Here is a 19,164-nt window from a genome sequence, read left to right on the forward strand (position 1 = left end):
ATTGCGCTCCGCGCAATGCGGCGGAACTCCGTTCCGCCTGCCCGGAATCGCTCCGCGATCCGGGACGGATCCGGCTTCGCCCGATCCTCTCCCTGTACGGGCCTGCTCCGCAGTCCCGTACAGGGAGCCTGGCGCACGCTGCACGTACGCCAGGGAGAGTGCAGCGGCAAGGGCGTTGAGCTTTCGTCGTGTGCGGCGTTGAACATGTTGGGTTGCCCAATAAAGGGCTCGATCATTGAAAACTGAACAGAGTGCGTCACTTTGCATGGCGGATGCTTTCTGGGACTACGAGGCACCATCTCTTGGTGCTGAATGCTGTGTTCTTCTGGCGAATATTAAGGTCTCAGCGGGTTCTGCGTAGTGATGGGTATGGCAAAGAAAAGTGCGGCACATATTGCCGAAAGTAGCGGGGCAAAATCGGTTCGTGGCCGGTTGATGGCGCGCGTGGCGGGTGCTTGTGCGATCGGTGTGCAATTCCTTCCGGATACCGAGAAATTGCATGACGGGTTGCAGCTCGCGGCGGTTATGTTGTTGGCGGCTGACGTGTTGATCGATTTCCTGGGTGGTCTGTACGCGATGGTGCGTCGGGTGGGTGAGTTCGTCCGGGCTGCTAGGGCGATCTGGCGTCAGGAGGCCGACGGGAGCGTCGTAGTCGGCGTGAGGGTCCGTCGGGTGGCTGTCCGGTCGCGTGTGGTGCTGCGGTTCACGGGGAGGGTGGTGAGTTCGCTGCTCGTCTTCTTCGCCGGGGCGTCGCAGGAGTGGCACACGGTGCTTCTGGCGGTGGCACTCGTGGTGGTCGTCCTGGACTTGGTGGCGGAGGTCGTCATGGTGGCGGGTGAGGCGGTCCGGCGGCGTCTGGGCTGACTGTGGTTGGTAGTTGGGCTTTCGGGGCCGGCTCGTCTGATGACGGGCCGGCCCTTGGGCTGTCCGCCGGTGCGAGGTGGTCGGGGGGTGTGAGCTGGGCTGTTGAGGTTTCGGTCGGAGTGGCGTCGTACTTGGTGTTCAGCGCGTTGCTTCCGGCTTGTGGGGGCGGAGCGGTGAACCGGTTTCTCGCCGATGAGTGGGGGACTGGTCCTTCATAGCTAAAGAGAGGTTGCCGGGATGTCGCCACCGTGCGGCCGTAAGCCGAAGGCTGCCTCGGTGCCCCGCCAGCGGGGTACGGAGGATCTGCCGGAGACTTTCGCGCCTAGCCAATCCGTTGAAACTGACGGTGCGGCGACGACAGTGCAGTACGGGCCCCTCCGTCCCGAGGATGTTTTTGTTCCTTGGTATGAGGAGAACATCGACCGGCTTGTCCGGCGCGTTGTATGGGCTCTCGGCGGTCACGAGGATGCGAGCAGCGCAATTCACGACGTCTGCACTCGTTTGCTCAATATGTTGAGCGAGGGCAAGGCTCCGTTCGGATCTCGGGAATTCACCGTGTATGCGGAGCGTTCCGTTACGAATGAGATCAGATCTCGCATCCGAAAGAAGAGCCGCCAGCCGCGGCATGTACCCATTTATGAGAGTGACGGTGGGTACACTCCCGAATCCTTTGTGGAGGAGCGGGAAGTGTTGCGGCGTGTTCTGGATGAGCTGCCCGAAAACCAGAAGAAGGTTCTCAAGCTTTTCTTCTACGAGGGCATGACTCCAGCGGAGATCGCGGCAGTACTCGATCTCACACCCGGATCGGTCAGCACGTACAAGAGCAACGGGCTTCGCAGCCTGCGGGAGCATCCTGCGATTGCCCGGCTGACCGTAGTTGACGAGTGACTAGGAAGGCGACGATGGGGCTTGAAAGACTGCTTCGTCTTGATGCTAAAGCCCTCAACCGCGAAGTTTCGATGATCGACACGGAAAGCCTTCTGGGAGACATCCTCTCAGACTGGGCGGAACGTGAAGAACAGAAGGAACCGAGCGGAGTCGTTGCCGAAGGTGTGGCCGACCGTGGAAACACGGTCGGCCTGCACCAGGCAGCGTTGAGGAGGGGAGAAGAAGACAACTGATTGATCGGATCGGCAACCTCTGAAACTGGCTAGCCATACGACGGCGACACGTCTGGCAGCACGAGGAAAAACAAATTAATAGTCACAGCACAGCCACACCCGGTATGAAGGCCATACCGGTAGCACAACCAACCTGCTGGCCTAGCTCGGGAACTACCTGTAGAGGTAGCGATGAAAGGAGGGTAGCCATGTAAAGGGCATATAGAAGGGACTGAGGTCCCTGGTTACCGAAGTAGCATGCAACGAAAGAGCTACGTTTCTGGTATCAACGTAGACATACGGAATTGCGCTAGGTCTATTAGCGCAACGATCTAGTAGGTAGGATTGATGAAGCAAAGGAACTACAGTGGTGGGGTTTCACTCACTTCCCCACACTCCTTTGCGACCAGATCTCTGTATCTGGCGCTCACAGCTCTGTCTCTCGCGCTGGTGCTGCAATGGCTGCGGTGAGGAATGAGCTGTAGGTAGCAAATGTGGGGCCCGTCGCCGCATCGGGGGATTTGGCGACGGGTCCCATCTGCGCTCTGACATCGCGTCCAATGGCGCCTGCTCCCGCCTCGCACGGCACTGATATGGCCGCTGTGTTATCCCAATTGGTCTCCCAGAACTCAGGCTGGTGCAGCTCGGATGGCAGGGAGTAACTCAAGACGCGGCCGCTGGCCCAGGACGTCCGCAGCGCGCGTTGGCCGGTACTCGGAGCCCTCACTCGAACCAAGCCCGGGCGATAGGAAGCCGCAGCGGCCGTGCGGAAGGTGCTTGGGCTGGACCAGGTTGAACTGCTGGCCTGTCACAACTCGGACACAACGGCTCACCACCCGCCGTTCTGTAGCGCATCATCATCCCCACGCATACGTGCTCCGGGGGAATCAGATGCGCTACACCGTTACAGCTGTTCTGCTCGCCACCGTCCTCGCCCTCGCCGGCTGCGGCACCGACAACAGCGGCGAGAAGGCGTCGGCGAAACCCTCACCCCGCCCCAGCGCAGAACCCGCGGACGTGTTCATGGAGGCCGCCACCGACGCGCACCTCGACTCCTGGGCCGACGGCATGATCCGCGTCCCCGCACGCGAGGAACTCACCGCCTACCCGCCACAGTGGTGCAAGCAGTTGGACGCCGCGCACACCGTGTCGTGGATCCTTGACCAGCCCGACCTATATCCCATCGGTGAGAACTGGGGAACCGAGAAGAGCGACGCATACCAGCTCGTCCTCCTCGGCACGCAGGCGTACTGCCCCAAGCACACCAAGCAAGTACGCCAAGACCTACGGGACTCCGGCGAGTACTAGCTGGTGGTGTCCCGGTGTACATGGACAGTGCGTTCTTGAGACGAGGGCCAGTACGGCTGGCACTGTGGTTCGTCTGTGTCTCGGAAGCTGGGAGACGGCCAAGCGGAGCCGACGGGAAGATGGGCCATTCCACGCCTTGAGTGTCGGTACCCGCTCCTAGGCTTAACCCACCGTAGACGTCATGGGGGACACGTGAGTTCTGCTGGCCAACCGTCGTGGCGCCATCCGCTATTACGGCTGCACCACCGACACGTGGATGGGCGCGTGGCCGCGGCGCAAGCGGGAGCACTTGAGTGGGGTATCGAGCTGGACACGGCCGTGATCCGCTCTGCTCTGGCTTATGAGCGAGGCCTCCTTCCGCTGATGACATTCAAGGTCGCCGCAGTCGTGAACGTTCTCTTGGTGACGCTGATCGCAGGAAATCGCGGGGCGTGCCGGACTGGGGGCTACCTTGAGCCAACCCCTACGGCTGATTGCACAGGTGTGTGGACGAGCTGGTCTATTCAGCTGGCATCGTTCAACACCCTGTTGGCATTTGTCATCGTCATCGTGTTACTCAACAGCGCAGCGGAGGGTTGGAGCATTCCGCGTTGTTCGAGGCCGATTTACCCGCTACTGAGCCTGCTGGCAGTAAGCGCGACCGTCGCACGTCCTGCCACCAAGTACACCGAAGCCATCAAGCTCAGCCAGAAGGTCTCCCATTTGGGTCTACCGCTGCGGACGTTCGCTGGTCACGCTGCTTCGGATTTCGGCAATCGGCGTGCGCTGCGACGCGAGCTGGCCACACATCTCAACCGCGTTGACGCCGCGTTCATCAAGGCAGCAGATCAGCTCGCTGGAGATCGTACGCTGGCCGCGCGCAGACTGGCCGAGCTCGCGGCTGGCGCCGCCAACAGCATCGCCGCCGGTCGATTCACCGCGGTACTGCCTGCGGAAGCACTCCCAGAGGAGATCTCACTCGAACCAGACCGTCTTGACGGGCGCCGCCTGGCGAAGGCTTGTCTGTGGTCGGCAGGGACCGTGATTCTCGTCTGTGTCGCACTGTCGCCGTTGGGCACACCCGTAGAACTGCTCGTGCCCTTGGCCGTGGTGGCGTTCCCCATCCTCGTCTACACACTGCTCGCTTCCCGCTTCGGGCTGTCGGAAGCCACACGTCTGACCCGGAGCATCGGCGGATTTTTCTCAACAAGCCCCCCTCTATAGGCGACCAGCGTCACTCTCACTCCCTGCCGCTGGAGCATGCGTGCCCTGTGTAGCCGGGCTTCCGGACTGACGACGGCTCGTAGGACCAGGCGGCGGCGCCACGAACTACTGGCAAGCAAAGCCAGCGAGATCGATATCAACAGCGAACGGAGCGTCGATCCGGGTGGTGGCCCCAGCTGGCCCTGCATACGGCCTCTGATTGGCTGTCATAGAAAGGGAGACGACGGACGAACGCCACGGTTGCGGCAGATGTTGGCGCATCTGTCCACGTGAAGCCGATCGCCAGCGTCTTCATGGCGCCAGGCATCGGCTTCACTTGCATCGCGGCCGTGCTGCCGCCCGTTCGTGGCGCTGCCCTACGAGCCGGACTGATCAGGCTGCCCTTCATCCTGTCGATCACCGTCGCCGCCTCCAGCACCTCCGCAGCCCGCTCGTGCCGGTCACAAGCCCGACCCCCTCGCCAGCACCGCAGCAATCGCCGCCGCCCCGGATCCTCAGCAGCCGGCACCCCGCCGCCTGGCCTGTTCCGGCATCCGGTGAGACCTGCCACTCGCGGTCGCCACACGGGCCGTGGAGCGCACGCGCCAGCCTCAGCGGGAGTTCCTTGATACGAGGACAAGTCACCTCCTTTGCCGTGTATGGGTGTGGGTCAGCGTTTGATGCGGCTGCGGATGGCGAGGATGGCCAGGCCCAGGAGGGCGGGTTCGGTCAGGCGGGAGGTCATCTCGGTGTAGGTGCCGGCGGTGGTCAGGTCCTGGCCGGAGGAGCGGAAAACCACGGAGTTGATCACTACCCGCAGGCTCTTCTCCAGCCGTTTGGTGGTGACACGTTCGCGCAGTGGGCCGGTGGGGTTGACCGGGTCGGGGGTGTCGGTAGTGAGGACGACCTTGTGTCCGACGGCGGCTTGGCGGCCGGTGAGGGTCGGCTTCGGGTCGTCGGCGGGTAGGCCCCACAGCATCATCACCGCGATCGTGATGGCCATGGAGGCTCCCAGCCAGGCCAGAGCGCGGGTGGCGCGCAGTCCGTATCCGGATAGGGCCCAGTAGGCGGTCAGCAGCGCGCGCTCGCCGCGGGGGCGGGTGGTGTCGTGGCGGCGCATCTCGCATTCGCCGTAGTAGAAGTCGGCGGCGTCGGGTTCGTTCTTGCCGTCCTCCAGGGACTTGCGCAGCTGCCGGTACAGCGTCGCCAGCGCTGCGGGCTTCAGGGCGGGGGCGTCGGGTGGCGGGTTGGTCCAGCCGCGGGCTGTGGCCCGGTCTGGGTGGTGGGCGGTGCGTACTCGCCAGTGGTGTTCCTCGGTCAGTGTGTTGCGCCGGCTCCACCGCCAGGGCAGACGGTGGTTCCAGGTGGTGGGGGTGGTGGTGAAGGTGCACCAGCCGTCGACCTTCAGCTGGTCGAGGTGGACGGCGCCGGCGAACCGGCAGCCGCTCAGGTCGATGTCGTGCAGCGCCAGGTGCGCGGCATCCACCCCGCCCACCGTGCTCAGACGTACGCCGGGCTCCAGACTGGACAGCTGTCTCTCCGGCAGCACGGCAGTCGGGCCGGGCAGGGGGAAAGGGGTAGGGCGGGCCGCGGCCAGCACCGGGTACTCGAAGACCGCGTCTCTCAGGTCCAGCTCGGCATAGCGCAGCTGCAGCGTGGCGGTTGACGCCCACCGGGTACGCGCGCAGCTCACCTGACGGGCAGCAATCTCCACCGTCACCGGTTGCTGGAACACCGCACCGTCCAACACCACCCGCTCACCGCACACGAGCGGGCCCAGGTGGGATGCCATTTCAAACCGTGCCTCACTAAACCAGGCGTCACTGACAAAAGACGCCCCACTAAACCAACCGACCCTGCCTAACTTGTCGCGTCAATAAACAGTGGGCAACCACATATCATGTCAGCTTCGCAAGTGGTGCCTGGTACAAGTGCGAACCCCCTGGGCTGATGACGACTGAGTTTCTTCTCCACTGCGCCGATGTCGAAGTACTGTTGTGAAACCTCCTGGGCTGATGACGACCGCCTCACCATGCGGAAGGCGGCGCGCTGTCGAGATGTTGCGAACCCTCTTGGGCTGATGACGACCATCAGCTTCGTGGACTTCGGGTTCTACCTGATCGGGTTGCGAACCCTCTTGGGCTGATGACGACCCCGAGTGTAAAGCCGCAGGTGAAAGCCCCGTTCGAAGACCACACGCGAGGCTTTTCCGCAGCAAGTGGGCGGTGGTGTATCGGGGCTGGTCAGAGGATGTCTCCTGGCCCTCCGAGAGCCACTCCGAGGGTGTTCGTCTCCATCATGATAGGTGAGCGGGCGGTGTAGGTGACGATGCTGTCGTAGTCAGCGTCAATGACTGTTTCAAGGGTGTGCAGTAGGGCTCGGTATTGTGCGGTGGATAGTTCGCCTTGGAATACGCTGCGCTGCGTCCAGTGAAGGTATTGGCGGCAGGTTTTCAGTACTTTTGGATTGCGTTCGACTGCGGTGTCATATACAAGGATGACGAAGATGCGTTTTCACCACCATGGCCTGAATGGCTTGTATGTTTTTTCTTCGAGGCAGAGGCGAACAATTTTTAGCGCTTCTAGGTGGATGAGTTCTTCGTAGCTGACCTGTCGTTTCAGGGTGCGGTGGTAGACGGTAGTGGCGAGTTCTTCTTTTACTAGTGCTGCGATCTTTTTTCGTCCGTTTCTACTGAGGGCTGCCCGGCCGACGTCGGTTTCGAAGTCTGTTTCCTTGAGGTGTTTTTGGGCTGCGGCGCGTTTGAGGAGGCGTTCGGCGAAAAGGGGTTTGAAGGGTTCAGCAAGGTCGAGTGCGAGAGTGTTGCGGCGTCGGTCTGTGTCGGAGTGCAGAAATCCGATGGCTGGGTGGAGGGGTGTGCTGCGGAGGGCGGTGAGTACGCGGGCGTAGACGAGTGAATTCAGGTAGCTGATGAATGCGTTGCCTGCGTTGGTCGGGGGTCGTCGGGTGCGTCCGTTGAGGCGGAGCCAGGGTGGGAGTTGGGTGTCGAGGACGGCCCAGGCGGTGCGGCGGAGGTTTCCTTCTTGGCCCATGAGGGCGTCGTTGCTGTCGCACTGCGGGAGGGCGGTGCGTAGTTGGTCGAGGGCGGGGTCGAGGAGGTCGGTGTCGAGAGACCAGCGGAGGTTGTCGGCGGTGGCCAAGACGATGGAGCGGCTGATGGTCAGGCGTTGTTGGGGGTTGGCGGTGATGTCGACTTGGCGTCGTACGACGGTGGCTGAGGCCATGGATTGTGCGGGGGTGAAGTGGCCGGCGTGGTTGCCGTAGTGGTCCAGGACGTGGAGGGTGATGCCGTTTTGGCTGAGGAGGGAGAGGGCGGAGGTGTTGATGTCGATGTGGTCGAAGGCGATGAGGTCGCGGATGTCGGTGATGGGGATGTGGACGGGGCTGCCGTCGGGGCGTTCGATGCGGATGCTGTTGTCTTCGCGGCGGATGCGGCAGGGTTCGGTGAGCCAGTAGGTGCGGCCGGCGGCGGGCATCAGTTTCCCCAGCAGTAGTCGAGGTAGGAGCAGCCGCGGCATTTGCTGCGGGTGAGGCGTTCGGGTGGTGTGGGGGCGGCGATGACGGTGTGGGCTTCGGTTTCGGTGTCTTCGGCCTGGGTGCGGGCGTCGTCGTTCCAGGGGACGTCGGTGGTGCGGCGGATGAGGGGGTAGTGGAGGATGCCGCCGCGGATGTTGATGCCGCGGCGTTCGAGGAGGAGGCAGTAGTGGCGTACTTGGGCTTCGTGGGCGGGTGAGGGGGTGCGGGAGGATTTCGTTTCGTGGATGACGGCGCCGGCGGTCACCCAGTCGATGCGGGCTTCGCCCAGGTCGACGTGGCGGCGGCGGGTGAAGGTGGTGGCGTCGACGACCTCTCCGAAGGCGACCAGGTCGCTGTTGGCTTCGGGGCGGTAACCGCGCATGTAGAGCCAGAGCTGGCGGGGGCAGTGGCGCAGGTATTTGATGTGGACGCCGCCCAGGGGGTCGGCGGTGGGCTCGTGTGGGTTCACAGGATGGTTTCTGGCGGGGTGGGTGGGCGCAGGCCCAGGTGGCTGTCGTATTCGCCGTCGATGAGGTGGATCTGCAGGCGTTGGTCGTAGGTGGCGTTGTAGGTGGCCAGTTGGCTGTAGCGCAGTGGGATGAGGAAGCCGGAGGCGAGGAGGGGGTCGGCGTCCGGGCCGGTGGTGTGGTGCTGGTATTCGCGGGTGTCGTCGTGGTGGAGGACTTCGATGGTGTCGAAGCGTTCGCTGAGCCTTTGGGCGTATTCGCTGCGGTCGTGGAAGGGGTCGGTGAAGGTGAGGAAGTCGGTGGTGAATCCGTCGCGGGCGGCGCGTGCGAGGTCGGCCCATTCCTTGCCCCAGGGGGTGTCGTAGGCCAGGTGCAGGAGGCGGTCGATGTCTTGTTCGCTGAGAGTGTCGGTGCCGTCGGCGGTGAGGGTGGTTAGGGCGTCCCAGGCTGCTTGGACGGCGGCTTTGTCGTAGGGGCGGTGGCTTTCGGGTGCGTGGACGCGGAATTCGACGGGTCCGTCGGGGTGCAGGCCGCGGCGGTTGACCCGGCCGGCGCGTTGGGCGACGGCTTCGATGGGGGCGTTTTCCACGGCTCCGCGGTCGAGGTCGAGTTGCAGGGAGACTTCTACGGTCTGGGTGGCGATGACCAGGCCGGCGGGAAGGCGGTCCTGTGCGGGGGCGCGTTCGGGGTGGCGGCGCAGCAGGGTTTGTTCGATGGTGTCGCGGTCGCGGTTTTTGAAGCGGGAGTGCAGCAGCAGGGCTGCGTGCGGGTCGCCGGGTGCGGCGGCTTGGGCGTCTTGGGTGAGGGTGTGGAAGAGGGTTTGTGCGGTGGTGACGGTGTTGGTGACGACCAGCACGCTGTGCCCGTCTTCGAGCCAGGAGCGCAGGTGGTTGATGCTGGCCGGGTGGGTGAGGGGGGTCTCGTCCAGGACGAGGCGGTGGCGTACGGGTGCGGTGCCGTGGGGGGCGGTGTGCAGGGTGACGGGGTGGTCGACGCTTTCGGCGATGAGGTTTGAGCAGGGGTGGGGCGAGGGTGGCGGACAGGACGGCGAAGCGGCTGCCTAGGCGTTCCCACAGTTGCATGGCGGCGCACAGTCGGCCGAAGGTCTGCGGGTCGTAGGCGTGTAGTTCGTCCAGGACGAACAGGGCGTTGGCCTGTTCGAGGAGGACGGAGGCGTGGGTGGGGCCGGCGAGGGCTGCGCTGAGGAGTTGGTAGGGGGTGGCGACGCGGACGCGTTGGGTGAACAGGCGCATGGCGGCGGCTCGGGCGCGGGCTTTGCGGGCGGTGTCCGGGGTGGGGGCGCAGTCGTCGGCGAGGGCTTCGGACAGGAGGGTGCGGGCCAGTGCGCCGTGCAGGAGGCCGATGTCTGCGGTGGTGTCGCCGGGGACAGGGTCGAGGGTGTGGGCGAGGCGTCGGCGGATGGCGTTGAGGGAGGCGCGGTAGGGCAGCGTCCAGATGAGGCGTGGCCGGCCGGGCATGGTGAGCAGTTGGCGTGCGGCCCAGGCGAGTCCGGCTTCGGTTTTTCCGCTGCTGGTGGGTGCGGCGAGGACGAGGTGGCCGTCGGTGGTGGCGGCTGCGTGCTGGTGGGGGTGCGGGGAGTAGGGCAGGCGGGTGAGGTAGTCGGGGTGCAGCGGCATGTGGGTCTGCAGCTGTTCGTGGGCTGAGCCGGCGTGGTCGGCGAGGGTCAGGGCGCCTTGTGCGAGGACGGCGAGCAGGCCGGTGTGTGCTTTGACCGGCTGTTCCCAGGCAGTGAGGACGTCCTGCAGGAGGGTTCGGGCTCGTTCGGCCAGGGTCGGATCGCTGGTATGGGGGGTTGGGGGGTCGAGGGTGAGGAAGCCGGCGAGCCAGGCGAGGAACTGCTGGTGCAGGCCGCGCGGCACCTGGATGAGGGGGTGCTGAAGGCTGGTGGTGCGGGTGAAGGCCTCTTCCCAGTCGGTGTGTTCGTTGTAGAGGCGGGCCAGGCTGGGCTTGCCGCCGCCCAGGGAGGAGGAGGCGTGCAGGGGCCGGTGGTGTGAGGCGACCAGCGTGGCGATCATCAGGCGGTCGGCGGGGTTCCACCGGGCGGTCGGGGCGAGGAGATCGACGTAGGCCAGGGAGAGCACTTCGTGCCGCTCGCCCCACAGGGGACCGCCGGGTTCCAGCTGTCGCTGGAAGCCTTCCGCGATCTTCCCGGCGTCGTGCAGCAGAGCGGCCAGGAAGATGCGGGTCCAGAACGCCGGTTCGGTGGCGAGGATGCCGGCGGAGGCGATGCGGTCCTGGATATGGGCCACCATGGCGTGCACGGTGCGGGAGTGGGTGGTCAGCCGTTCCGGGTCGTGCCGTGGCCGGGACTTGGCCCGCACATCGGTCAGGGCGCGCCGCCGTTGCCCGGGAGGGGGCGGGGTCAGGGGGCCAGCAGCCATACAGCCTGCTCCTCCTGCCGGCTCCAGGTGATGTCGCGCAGGGCGCCGTGCACGGGGTGGGGGCCGGCTGGTTCGTCGCACCACAGGTAGTCGACCCAGCGGGTGGTGAGCCGGTCGGTGGAGATGCTTGCGGCCATGCGGTAGACGTGGGCGGCACCCGCCTGATGTCCGTCCTGCGGGGCCAGGGCGTGTCCGATGGTGGCGGTGTCGGCGGGTTGCAGGACGACGGGAGTCATGGCGCGGATGTGGACGAGGTCCTGGGAGCGGCCCAGCCGCAGGGGCCATCGCGGCCGCCGCAGGGCCTGGTGGAGGCGGCTGCCGTCCGGTTCGGGCAGCCACACCGTCAGGTGCACATTGGTGAGGAAGGGGCGGTCGCGGATGGTCATGCCGCCTTTGATGGCGCGGACCCGGCCGGCGATGGCCGGGTTGGTTCCGTCGGCGGCGATGGGGTGGTAGGTCTCGGTGTCCACACCCGTCCCGTCCGCGTGTGCGGCAATGCCCAAGGTCACGGGTTCGGCGATGGCGCCGGTGGCGGCGGCCAGCAGGCCACGCACGGTGGAGGGCGGTGCCACGGGCAGTGCGCGGGTGACGCGGGGAAAGAGCGGATCACGGAAGGAGGCGACGGGGGCGTAGAACTCCATGCGCCAGGCGGGCACGGGGCCGGCGGGCGACTGGGTCACGGGGTGGTGGGCTGGGCCGGGTCCTCGAACCATTCGTTGAGTCTCCCCTCGCGCACGTCGGCGGCCAGGCTCAGCAAGATGGTGCGGGGGTGGTCGATGATGATGTGCTGCTCGTCGATCTCCTTCGCGCACTGCTTCTCGAAGGCCTCCCGTGCGGCGTCCCGGAAGCCCGGGCGCCATCCGATGCGGACCGGGCCCTCCCATTCGCCCTGCCAGGCCTGCAGTTCCTGCAGCAGGACGTCGCCGCGCAGGCGCACTCCGGCGCCCTCTTCGTTGTCGACGACGTTAGCCAGCGGGTTGACGCCGCCCTTGAACGGCACCATAACCAGCAGCGAGGGTGTCCGGTCGCCGTAGTGCAGGGCCTGCTTGGCGCCGCCGCTGAGGTGGGCGAGCGCCTCCAGGAGCATCGCGGCCCGGCGGGTGCGCTCGGCCAGCGGCAGCCTGACGGCCGTCTGGTCACGGAAGCGGGTGGGGGTGGCGCCCAGCGCGGCGGCTTCGGCGACCTGCAGTGCCTGCTCCTGGCTGAGGTAGTTCGGGCGGCCGCTGCCGTCGTCGCCGGGCAGGGTGAAGGTGCCGATGCGCGGCAGGTCCAGCAGGAAGGGCGCGGCCAGGTCGGCGGTGTAGAACTCGTGGCTGTGCAGCACCGGTTCGCTGATCCCGCGGGACATGACGCCGAAGTCCTCGGTCGGGTAGACCGGCTCCACCGACATCAGCGTGCCCAGCAGGAAAGGGCTGTCACGCAAGGTGGTAGCCGCGTTGTCCTTCTTGGCGCCAGCGCTCATGTAGCCGAACAGGTCGTCGTCGGCGTAACGGACCGGGTCGGCGCCCGTGGTGGCCTTTTGGGCTTTGCTCTGTGCCTTGCCGACTCGGGTCACCGGGGAGGGCACCATGCCGCGCTCGACCATGCCCTCGCGGATCCAGCGCCGGGCGGCCTGCGCGGAGACGTACGGGTAGCGCTGGCCGCGGATGCGGGCGTGCTTGATGCGGCCGGTCGTCTCTTCGCCTTTGCCGTTGTTGGGGGCGCCCGCCTGTACTGCGAGCACCATTGTTCCTGCCAGGTACGCCATTACGCCGGTCCCATCTCGTAGTCAAATTCTGTGTCGTCGAGGATCGGCTGGCTCTCCAGAGCCTCGAGCCGGCGCTGTTCCTCTTCACCGGCCGGCTGGTCGCTGATCACCACGCCCTGCTGCTGCAGCAGTACTGATACCTGCGCGAACAGCAGCATCCGCTGCTCCCAGGCCCGCGGCCGGCGCTGGATCAGCGCCTGCCACTGCTCGGGGCCGGCCAGGGCGGGGGCCTGGCCGTCCAGCAGCAGGCGTGAGTAGGCCTGCATCAGCAGCATGCCGAGCTTGTAGTCGCTCAGCGCCGCGCTGCGGTACTCCGCGAAGCGTCCGCGCGGGCTGGTGCCCCGGGCGATCCACTGGGCGATCAGGGTCGCCACCGCCGTCACATCCGATGTCATTCCAAGAACCTCCTCGGCATAGGCCAGCGCCAGCCGGGCCAGCCCTTCACGCCCGTCTGCTGGCAGGACGCGGTCGGTGTCCTTCAACTGCTCGTGCACCCGCAGTAGCAGCGACTGGCTGCGGCCGTCCTCGGCCTCGAACAACAGCCGGGCCGCCTCCTGCGCACCGTGGGCGGTGACCTTGCCTGACTTGTCGTAGCGGGTGAGCGCGCGAGCCAGCAGGTGCCAGCCGCGCCGCAGTGCGGCGTTGCCATCCACCCGCGCCAGGAACACCGGCACCGCACGCCGGGTCTGCGTCACCCGCAGCCACGGCTCCTGGTTGTCGTTCTTGAACGTCCACAGCGTCGTCGCACACAGCCCGGGCGCGGCGTCCCGCAGGGCGACGAGCGTGACGTACTCCGGGCGCGCTCCGGCCGGCAGGCCGGTGAACCCGGCCTGGATGATGCGCCGGGCGCGCTGCACGTTGCGGCGGGCGAACTGGGCGATGGCCGCCTCGCTCTCACACGACAGCACGGTCGCCGACCCCGCACTCACCCACGCCCCGTACGGCAGCGCCCACATCGCGATCCGGCAGCCGTAGCACACTGGCCAGCCCCGCATCTGCAGCGGCAGCATGTTCACCACGCTGCTGCTGTCGAACAGCGGCAGGTTCGACTTGGCCCACAGCACACTCGCCGACCGCGAACAGAACGCACACGGCCCGACCATCGCATCGGCCACGTCCACCACGAACAGGGCTTCGATCTCCCCTTGGAGCAGCGCACGGTCACGGGGCCGGCTGCTGCGGGTGGCCTTGGAGTTCGGGTAGAGGGCGTAGAGGACTTTCCACCAGTCGTAACGGTCGGTGTCCTTGGCTGCGCAGGCGGCTGTCAGGACGTCCTGCACCATCATCGCCGCGACCCGCTCGACGTCCTGGGTGGTGACGTCGTCGGGGTGGTGGCGTTCTGCCATAACCGCGGCCGCCCAGGCGCCGGCGCGCTGCAGCGGATGTCCCGTCGCCGTCAGCGGCCCCGTCGCTGTCGGTGGGCCGGTGGCGGTCACCGGATCCACCCGAAGCCCTGGATCGTCTCCAGACCCAGCCCCCAGGAACGCACCGCCTCCACGAAGCGGGCATCCGCCTCCATCGCGATCCGCACCCATGCACCCCTGCGGGGTGCGCCGCTGACCTCGAACCTGCGCCGTGGGCCGGCCTCCAGCACTCGCAGCCCGCTCGGTGCGGGCAGTCCCAGGATGTCCGCCTTGTGGGTCAGGTTGTGCTGCAGCCGCTCCAAGTAGTGATCGTCACCGGGCAGCAGGTCACGGCCGTCGTGCTTGAGCACCACCGGCGTCGCGGTCTCCACCTCCACCACACCGGTGTCCGCGGGCGGCGCGATATCGACGGTGAAGCCGCGTACCCGCAGCCGGGTCGCGCCCCACACGATTTCTTCCCGGCCCGCGAGAGCTGCCACCAGCACGGAGGCGATCTGCGGCACCGGCGAGCCGAACCACACCGACCCCTGCGACGACGTCGTATAGACACCCCGCTTCTTCGGCGCGCCGATAAACTGCGGCCCCCCGACCCCGACCGGCTTCAAGGGCTGGCCCTGCCAGCCCTCATCATGCAGCGCCTGGGCCAGTTCCTGGTCGCGGCTCTCCAACAGGCCGTAGACCACCGCCCGCGCGGGACCGTGTACATCCTGCCAGCGAAGATGGGCCGTATCCGGTGTGACATCCACCCGTACCCGCACCCCAACACCCCCTCCATGCTCCCGCGTTGACCGATAAGCAGCCAACGCCCCCGCACGGCAACCTAGTTGAAACACCCACACAAGATCACGGAAACAGGCCAACCCGTCACCACATGTAGTGATCCAGCCAGGCCCGTTCCGACCCAACACAGTCTGGGCACCCACCCCCACGCCACCCAAAACGCTCTGACCTGCACACCTGCACTACCGACAGACCGCCACACAGCTCCATAAACCCTTACGATCCGGGCACGGAGCAACAGCGAACCCTCCAGGACCGATGACGACGAGGGCATTCGCTGCGTCGGCGGCCACCACGTACAGGTTGCGAACTTTCCAGGGCCGATGACGACGCCTTCGGGCTCGCCGCGGCCTGCCGCCGTGGTGAAGTTGCGAACCCTCCAGGGCGAATGACGACGCCCGACCCCCGCTCGGTCGTCCACCAGATCCTCGCGTTGCGAACCCTCCAGGGCCAACGACGACGAACGTACTGCGGGTCAGTCGTCTGACCCACATGCAGTTGCGAACCCTCGCGGGCTGATGACGACATGATCGCGACCTGGGCGTACACGTACTCCCCGATGTTGCGAACCATCGATGGGCTGATGATGAGCTGGAAGAGGGTGGCACTCCAGACGACGAGAGCCACTGTTGCGAGCCCTTCTGAGCTGATGACGGCGAAGCAAGCCCAGGACGAAACTAAGCAGGCCATCCTCAAGCAGTTGCGAACCCTCCAGGGCCAATGACGACCGCGCTACCGCCGCGGTCCGCCGTGCGCGCCACCCTGTTGCGAACCCTCCAAGGCCGACGACGACCATGACCACCCGAGCGTGGCTGACGCTACGCCAAGTGTTGCAAACCCTCCAGGGGCAATGACGACGCTGAGCTGGACCGTCTCGACGTCGGTGTAGAGCAGGTTGCGAACCCTCGGTAAGCTGATGACGACGGCGTCGGCGCTGAAGCGGCTGACCGCCGAGTACGGGTTGCGAACCGTCGGTGGGCTGGTGACGACCCGAGTGTAAAGCTCCGGGTGAAAGCACTGTGCAACGACGAATTGCGAGGCGTTTCTACAGCAGCCAGACGATGATGTATCAATGATGGTCAGAGGCCCCCCCTGAAGGGACGCCACAACGTAACCGCACTCACCTACGAGCTCTCCCCGGTCGCCAGACCGCGAAGATCATGTTGCGAACCCTCCTCGGGCTGATGACTACCTGGTTCAGGATGGTCAGGTGGATCGTCTTCTCGTGTTGCGAACCCTCACGGGCTGATAATGCACGGGCACACCGGCTGCGAAGTCACCTCGCTGCTCAGTTGCAAACCCTCCGGGGCCGATAACGACGCTCTCCGCAGCGGCGTCCGCAGCGCCGTTGATGGTATTGCGAACCCTTCCGAGCCGATGACGACCGGACTACCGGACTACCGGACTACCGGACTACCGGACTACCGGACTACCGGACTACCGGCAGATCATCGTCACCCGCGAGCACGGGTTGTGAACCCTCCAAGGCCGATGACGACTTCGGCGAGTTCGGGCCCTACGACCACACGCCGTGGTTGCGAACCCTCGAGGGCTGATGACGACGAAGACCCTGGTGGACCGCCCCTTCCACCCCGCGCCGTTGCGAACCCTCCAGGGCTGATGACGACGTGTGGCTTCTGGCCTCGGATCACGGACTCGATCGCGTTGCGAACCCTCCAGGGCTGATGACGACCCGGGTCCGCCATGCTCGCCCCGGCCACCACCACCCGTTGCGAACCCTCCAGGGCTGATGACGACGGGCACCCGGTCCCGCCACGCGGTCGCCGGTTGGGGTGAAGGTTGCGAACCCTCCAGGGCTGATGACGACACCTCCATCGGCAGCTACGCCGGAGCAGCCGTCAACGGGTTGCGAACCCTCCAGGGCTGATGACGACCGCATGGTGATCCGCGTCCAGCACGAACCGCGTAACGTTGCGAACCCTCCAGGGCTGATGACGACGAGCTGTCTGGGCTCCTCGGCGGCGAGCTGTCATGTTGCGAACCCTCCAGGGCTGATGACGACGAGAGAACCGCGGTGGGCGTGGAGCTGGGGCTCACGTTGCGAACCCTCCAGGGCTGATGACGACCCTCTCGGAGGCCGCCCCACTGCCGCGCTCAGCCAGTTGCGAACCCTCCAGGGCTGATGACGACCCGAGGGTAAAGCCCCAGGTGAAAGCACTGCTCAACGACATTTTATAAGGCGTTTCCGCAGCAGCCAGACGATGATGTATCAGTGCTGGTCAAAGCGGGGCTGGCCTACGAGTTGCGAACCCTCGAAGGGCTGATGCCGACAGCAGCCACCGCCTGTGATCACAGACGGTCTGTGATCACAGGAGTCGCTCGGCCCACACGAAGCCGAGGCCGATGAGGCCGGTGCCGAGGCCGTAGCAGGCGCCGCGCAGGATATGGGTCAGCGCAGTCTTTCGGCGGCGGGCGATCCAGGCCACGGCTGGGACGCGCGGTTTCGTCTCCGCGGCTGGCGGGTGCTGGCTAGGGTGCATGACAAGACGTCCCTTTCCGGGTGGCGTCGTGGTGAGGAGTCCACCCGGCCGGGGCCTTGGAACCGGTGGCCGGGGCAGGACTCCCCCTACTTTGGTGTCAGGGGCGGTCAGCGGCCCGCGCCGAACTCCCGCAGGCTGGCCACCAGCTGCCGATCGGGCCGGGCAACGATGACGGAGCAGCCGGGCGTGCGCGCGGCGAGCCGGTCGATCTCGCTTTCCAGGCGGTGGGTGGGTGCGAGGGCGCGTGAGCCGTTGGTGCGGACGTAGCGGGCGAAGAGTTCCAGGCCCTCGAGGAAGGCGGCGTCGGGCGGGGTGGTGTCGGCCATGGAGTGGGTGAGCTGGTGGAACCAGTGCCAGGCCCGCCGTGATTCGCCCAGGGACAGGTGGTGCAGGTGGAGGCAGTAGGCGGCGGCGCGGCTGCCGGCGCCGGCGGCGAGTTGCCACCAGAACTGTGCGGATTCCTGGTGTCCGGTCAGGTAGAGCAGGCAGCCGAAGACGAGGGCGCCGTCGACGTCGAGTTCGTCCTCGGTGAGTGGTCCGCGGTCCGGTCCTTCGGCGATCTTTGCGACGTGGGTGGCGGCGTCGGGTTCATTGAGGACCCACCGGCAGACCACGCCCAGGCGTTGGGCGGCCTGGGCGGAGCGGGTGACTTCGGTGGTGGGGGTGCGGCGGGAGGCGTCGGCGGCCAGGCGGCGCAGGCCGGCGGCGACGTCGAAGCGCTGCGCTGCGGAGACCGGGATGCGGGCGTCGGCCAGGAGGGTGTCGATGGTGGTGGTCATGCGTCTTCTCCCTTCTGTTTGGGCTTCTTGCGCTCGGCGGCGGGCAGGCCCAGCTGCAGGCGCAGGCGTTCCTTGGCGCGGCGCAGGTGGTGGCCGACGGTGCGTTCGTCGATGCCGACGTACCAGGCGACTTTCGCGGTGGGGTAGCCCAGGACGTAGCGCAGCACGATGACCTCGAACTGCCGGTTGGGCAGTTCCGCGATCGCCTCGTACAGGCCGCTGCTGGACTCCATCTTGTGGAGTTTTTCCCGGGCCGTGGTGAGCGCCTTGTCCAGGGCCTGGGCGATGGGGCCGTTGATGACGAAGGCCGGGGCCCGGCCCTCCAGTTCCAGGCGGTCGTGCACGGCCCGCCGGACGATCGCCCAGGCGCCCTGTTCGAGGTTGCCCGCGCTCAGCAGCTGCGTCCAGCCGGCGTGGATCTCCAGGAAGACCGTGTGTATGACCTCTTCCGCCGCGGCGCGGGTGCCGAAGTGGACTTCCGCGTAGGCGTGGAAGGGCTCCTGGTGCCCGAGGTAAAACGCCTCGAAGTCCAGGGGCAGTTCCAGCGGCACGTACATGGACTGCGACAGTCCGGCGCCGTACTTTCCGGGCGGGCTGCCGTCCGGGGTGTCGTCGTATCTCACACGTGCCTCCCGTGGACAGGGGACATGAGCGAAGATCCTCTCGGTTGAGGGTCAGCAGGCACCCAGCGTCAACTCGACTGCGCCGAGAGGCTGTTGGGCTTGACCCCTACCTAAGTGATTTGCCGGGCGAAACACTCACGCCGCCCCGCAGAAAATCACCGATGGTCCCCACCCCACCGCCCTGTGCAACCTTCAACAAACAGCGCTAGTCACCCTCAGTAGTCCCCTGACCAGGCCTAACCCGCCCGAGGGAGGCTCCGAACAACCCTCCGTACCACCACCGTGTCCTGCGTCACATCCCTGCCTCATCCGGCGCACCCACCCACACCCCACGCCCCCAATGCCCCGGCGCACCACCCCACCGCCAGCCGAAAGCGCCCATCCAGCGAAGCCGACGTCGGGGACTACTCGTACTGTCCCCCTGCGAGCCGAGGTCGACGACCTGGTCCACTCACGCCTCATCCAGCTCCCGCTCGTTCCCGACCCGCCCACGCGCCGACGATGCGGTTTCAG

General features: G+C 66.2%; 16 protein-coding genes, 1 pseudogene and 1 CRISPR repeat array. Of the genes and pseudogenes, 5 read left to right on the forward strand and 12 right to left on the reverse strand.

Annotation, left to right across the window (positions count from 1 at the left end):
- The first annotated feature begins 369 nt into the window (after window positions 1-369).
- From K3769_RS12100 to K3769_RS12120, 5 genes are all read left to right on the forward strand, one after another.
- Window positions 370-864 carry a hypothetical protein gene (locus K3769_RS12100; protein ID WP_267026445.1) on the forward strand — a complete coding sequence of 165 codons (495 nt, stop codon included), beginning with the start codon at window positions 370-372 and terminating at the stop codon, window positions 862-864.
- A gap of 276 nt (window positions 865-1,140) precedes the next feature.
- Window positions 1,141-1,752 carry an RNA polymerase sigma factor gene (locus K3769_RS12105; RefSeq protein ID WP_267026446.1) on the forward strand — a complete coding sequence of 204 codons (612 nt, stop codon included), beginning with the start codon at window positions 1,141-1,143 and terminating at the stop codon, window positions 1,750-1,752.
- Window positions 1,753-1,766: 14 nt separating this feature from the next.
- Entirely contained in the window at window positions 1,767-1,985 is a 219-nt protein-coding gene (locus K3769_RS12110; protein WP_267026447.1) for a hypothetical protein, read from the forward strand.
- 870 nt (window positions 1,986-2,855) lie between these two features.
- The gene (locus K3769_RS12115; RefSeq protein ID WP_267026448.1) at window positions 2,856-3,272 is read left to right on the forward strand and encodes a hypothetical protein; all 417 of its coding nucleotides are present in this window, start codon (window positions 2,856-2,858) and stop codon (window positions 3,270-3,272) included.
- Between the two features lie 264 nt (window positions 3,273-3,536).
- Entirely contained in the window at window positions 3,537-4,475 is a 939-nt protein-coding gene (locus tag K3769_RS12120; RefSeq protein ID WP_267026449.1) for a hypothetical protein, read from the forward strand.
- A 649-nt stretch (window positions 4,476-5,124) separates the two neighbouring features.
- Here K3769_RS12120 and K3769_RS12125 read toward each other — a convergent pair.
- From K3769_RS12125 to K3769_RS12180, 12 genes and pseudogenes are all read right to left on the reverse strand, one after another.
- A complete protein-coding gene (locus tag K3769_RS12125; RefSeq protein ID WP_267026450.1) occupies window positions 5,125-6,246 on the reverse strand; it encodes a pentapeptide repeat-containing protein in 1,122 nt (373 codons plus the stop codon).
- 451 nt (window positions 6,247-6,697) lie between these two features.
- Window positions 6,698-6,961, reverse strand: coding sequence for a CRISPR-associated endonuclease Cas2 (gene cas2 / locus K3769_RS12130; RefSeq protein ID WP_308216469.1), 264 nt, complete (start codon window positions 6,959-6,961; stop codon window positions 6,698-6,700).
- 6 nt (window positions 6,962-6,967) lie between these two features.
- Window positions 6,968-7,948: a type I-B CRISPR-associated endonuclease Cas1b gene (gene cas1b, locus K3769_RS12135; protein ID WP_267026451.1), complete on the reverse strand. Its 981-nt coding sequence runs from the start codon at window positions 7,946-7,948 to the stop codon at window positions 6,968-6,970.
- Entirely contained in the window at window positions 7,948-8,457 is a 510-nt protein-coding gene (locus K3769_RS12140) for a CRISPR-associated protein Cas4 (protein ID WP_267031336.1), read from the reverse strand. The genes cas1b and K3769_RS12140 overlap by 1 nt, the downstream gene beginning before the upstream one ends.
- Window positions 8,454-9,311 carry a hypothetical protein gene (locus K3769_RS12145; RefSeq protein ID WP_267026452.1) on the reverse strand — a complete coding sequence of 286 codons (858 nt, stop codon included), beginning with the start codon at window positions 9,309-9,311 and terminating at the stop codon, window positions 8,454-8,456. Before K3769_RS12145 ends, K3769_RS12140 begins: the two co-directional genes overlap by 4 nt.
- A 229-nt stretch (window positions 9,312-9,540) precedes the next feature.
- A pseudogene (locus K3769_RS12150) lies at window positions 9,541-10,857 on the reverse strand (CRISPR-associated endonuclease Cas3''); the annotation flags it as partial.
- Entirely contained in the window at window positions 10,839-11,537 is a 699-nt protein-coding gene (gene cas5 / locus K3769_RS12155; RefSeq protein ID WP_267026453.1) for a CRISPR-associated protein Cas5, read from the reverse strand. The pseudogene K3769_RS12150 and the gene cas5, both read right to left, overlap by 19 nt.
- A complete protein-coding gene (gene cas7i, locus K3769_RS12160; protein WP_267026454.1) occupies window positions 11,534-12,583 on the reverse strand; it encodes a type I-B CRISPR-associated protein Cas7/Cst2/DevR in 1,050 nt (349 codons plus the stop codon). Before cas7i ends, cas5 begins: the two co-directional genes overlap by 4 nt.
- Window positions 12,584-12,603: 20 nt before the next feature.
- On the reverse strand, window positions 12,604-14,040 hold the full coding sequence (locus K3769_RS12165; protein ID WP_267026455.1) for a hypothetical protein: 1,437 nt from the start codon (window positions 14,038-14,040) through the stop codon (window positions 12,604-12,606).
- Complete coding sequence (gene cas6 / locus K3769_RS12170; protein WP_267026456.1) at window positions 14,037-14,726, reverse strand: CRISPR-associated endoribonuclease Cas6; 690 nt, start codon at window positions 14,724-14,726, stop codon at window positions 14,037-14,039. The genes K3769_RS12165 and cas6 overlap by 4 nt, the downstream gene beginning before the upstream one ends.
- 1,492 nt (window positions 14,727-16,218) lie before the next feature.
- A CRISPR array of direct repeats spans window positions 16,219-16,899; the repeat unit is 29 nt; unit sequence GTTGCGAACCCTCCAGGGCTGATGACGAC.
- 457 nt (window positions 16,900-17,356) lie between these two features.
- Window positions 17,357-18,028, reverse strand: a complete 672-nt coding sequence (locus K3769_RS12175) for a hypothetical protein (protein ID WP_267026457.1) — start codon at window positions 18,026-18,028, stop codon at window positions 17,357-17,359.
- Window positions 18,025-18,651 carry an RNA polymerase sigma factor gene (locus K3769_RS12180; RefSeq protein WP_267026458.1) on the reverse strand — a complete coding sequence of 209 codons (627 nt, stop codon included), beginning with the start codon at window positions 18,649-18,651 and terminating at the stop codon, window positions 18,025-18,027. The genes K3769_RS12175 and K3769_RS12180 overlap by 4 nt, the downstream gene beginning before the upstream one ends.
- Window positions 18,652-19,164: the final 513 nt, after the last annotated feature.

It is taken from the genome of Streptomyces ortus, assembly GCF_026341275.1.
Taxonomy (GTDB): Bacteria; Actinomycetota; Actinomycetes; order Streptomycetales; family Streptomycetaceae; genus Streptomyces; species Streptomyces ortus.

Bases quoted from the DNA above. Each gene is read 5' to 3' on its own strand.
- K3769_RS12100 (WP_267026445.1), top strand. From the start codon at position 370: ATGGCAAAGAAAAGTGCGGCACATATTGCCGAAAGTAGCGGGGCAAAA.
- K3769_RS12110 (WP_267026447.1), top strand. From the start codon at position 1,767: ATGGGGCTTGAAAGACTGCTTCGTCTTGATGCTAAAGCCCTCAACCGC.
- K3769_RS12115 (WP_267026448.1), top strand. From the start codon at position 2,856: ATGCGCTACACCGTTACAGCTGTTCTGCTCGCCACCGTCCTCGCCCTC.
- K3769_RS12125 (WP_267026450.1), bottom strand. From the start codon at position 6,246: ATGGCATCCCACCTGGGCCCGCTCGTGTGCGGTGAGCGGGTGGTGTTG.
- cas1b (WP_267026451.1), bottom strand. From the start codon at position 7,948: ATGCCCGCCGCCGGCCGCACCTACTGGCTCACCGAACCCTGCCGCATC.
- cas7i (WP_267026454.1), bottom strand. From the start codon at position 12,583: ATGGTGCTCGCAGTACAGGCGGGCGCCCCCAACAACGGCAAAGGCGAA.
- K3769_RS12175 (WP_267026457.1), bottom strand. From the start codon at position 18,028: ATGACCACCACCATCGACACCCTCCTGGCCGACGCCCGCATCCCGGTC.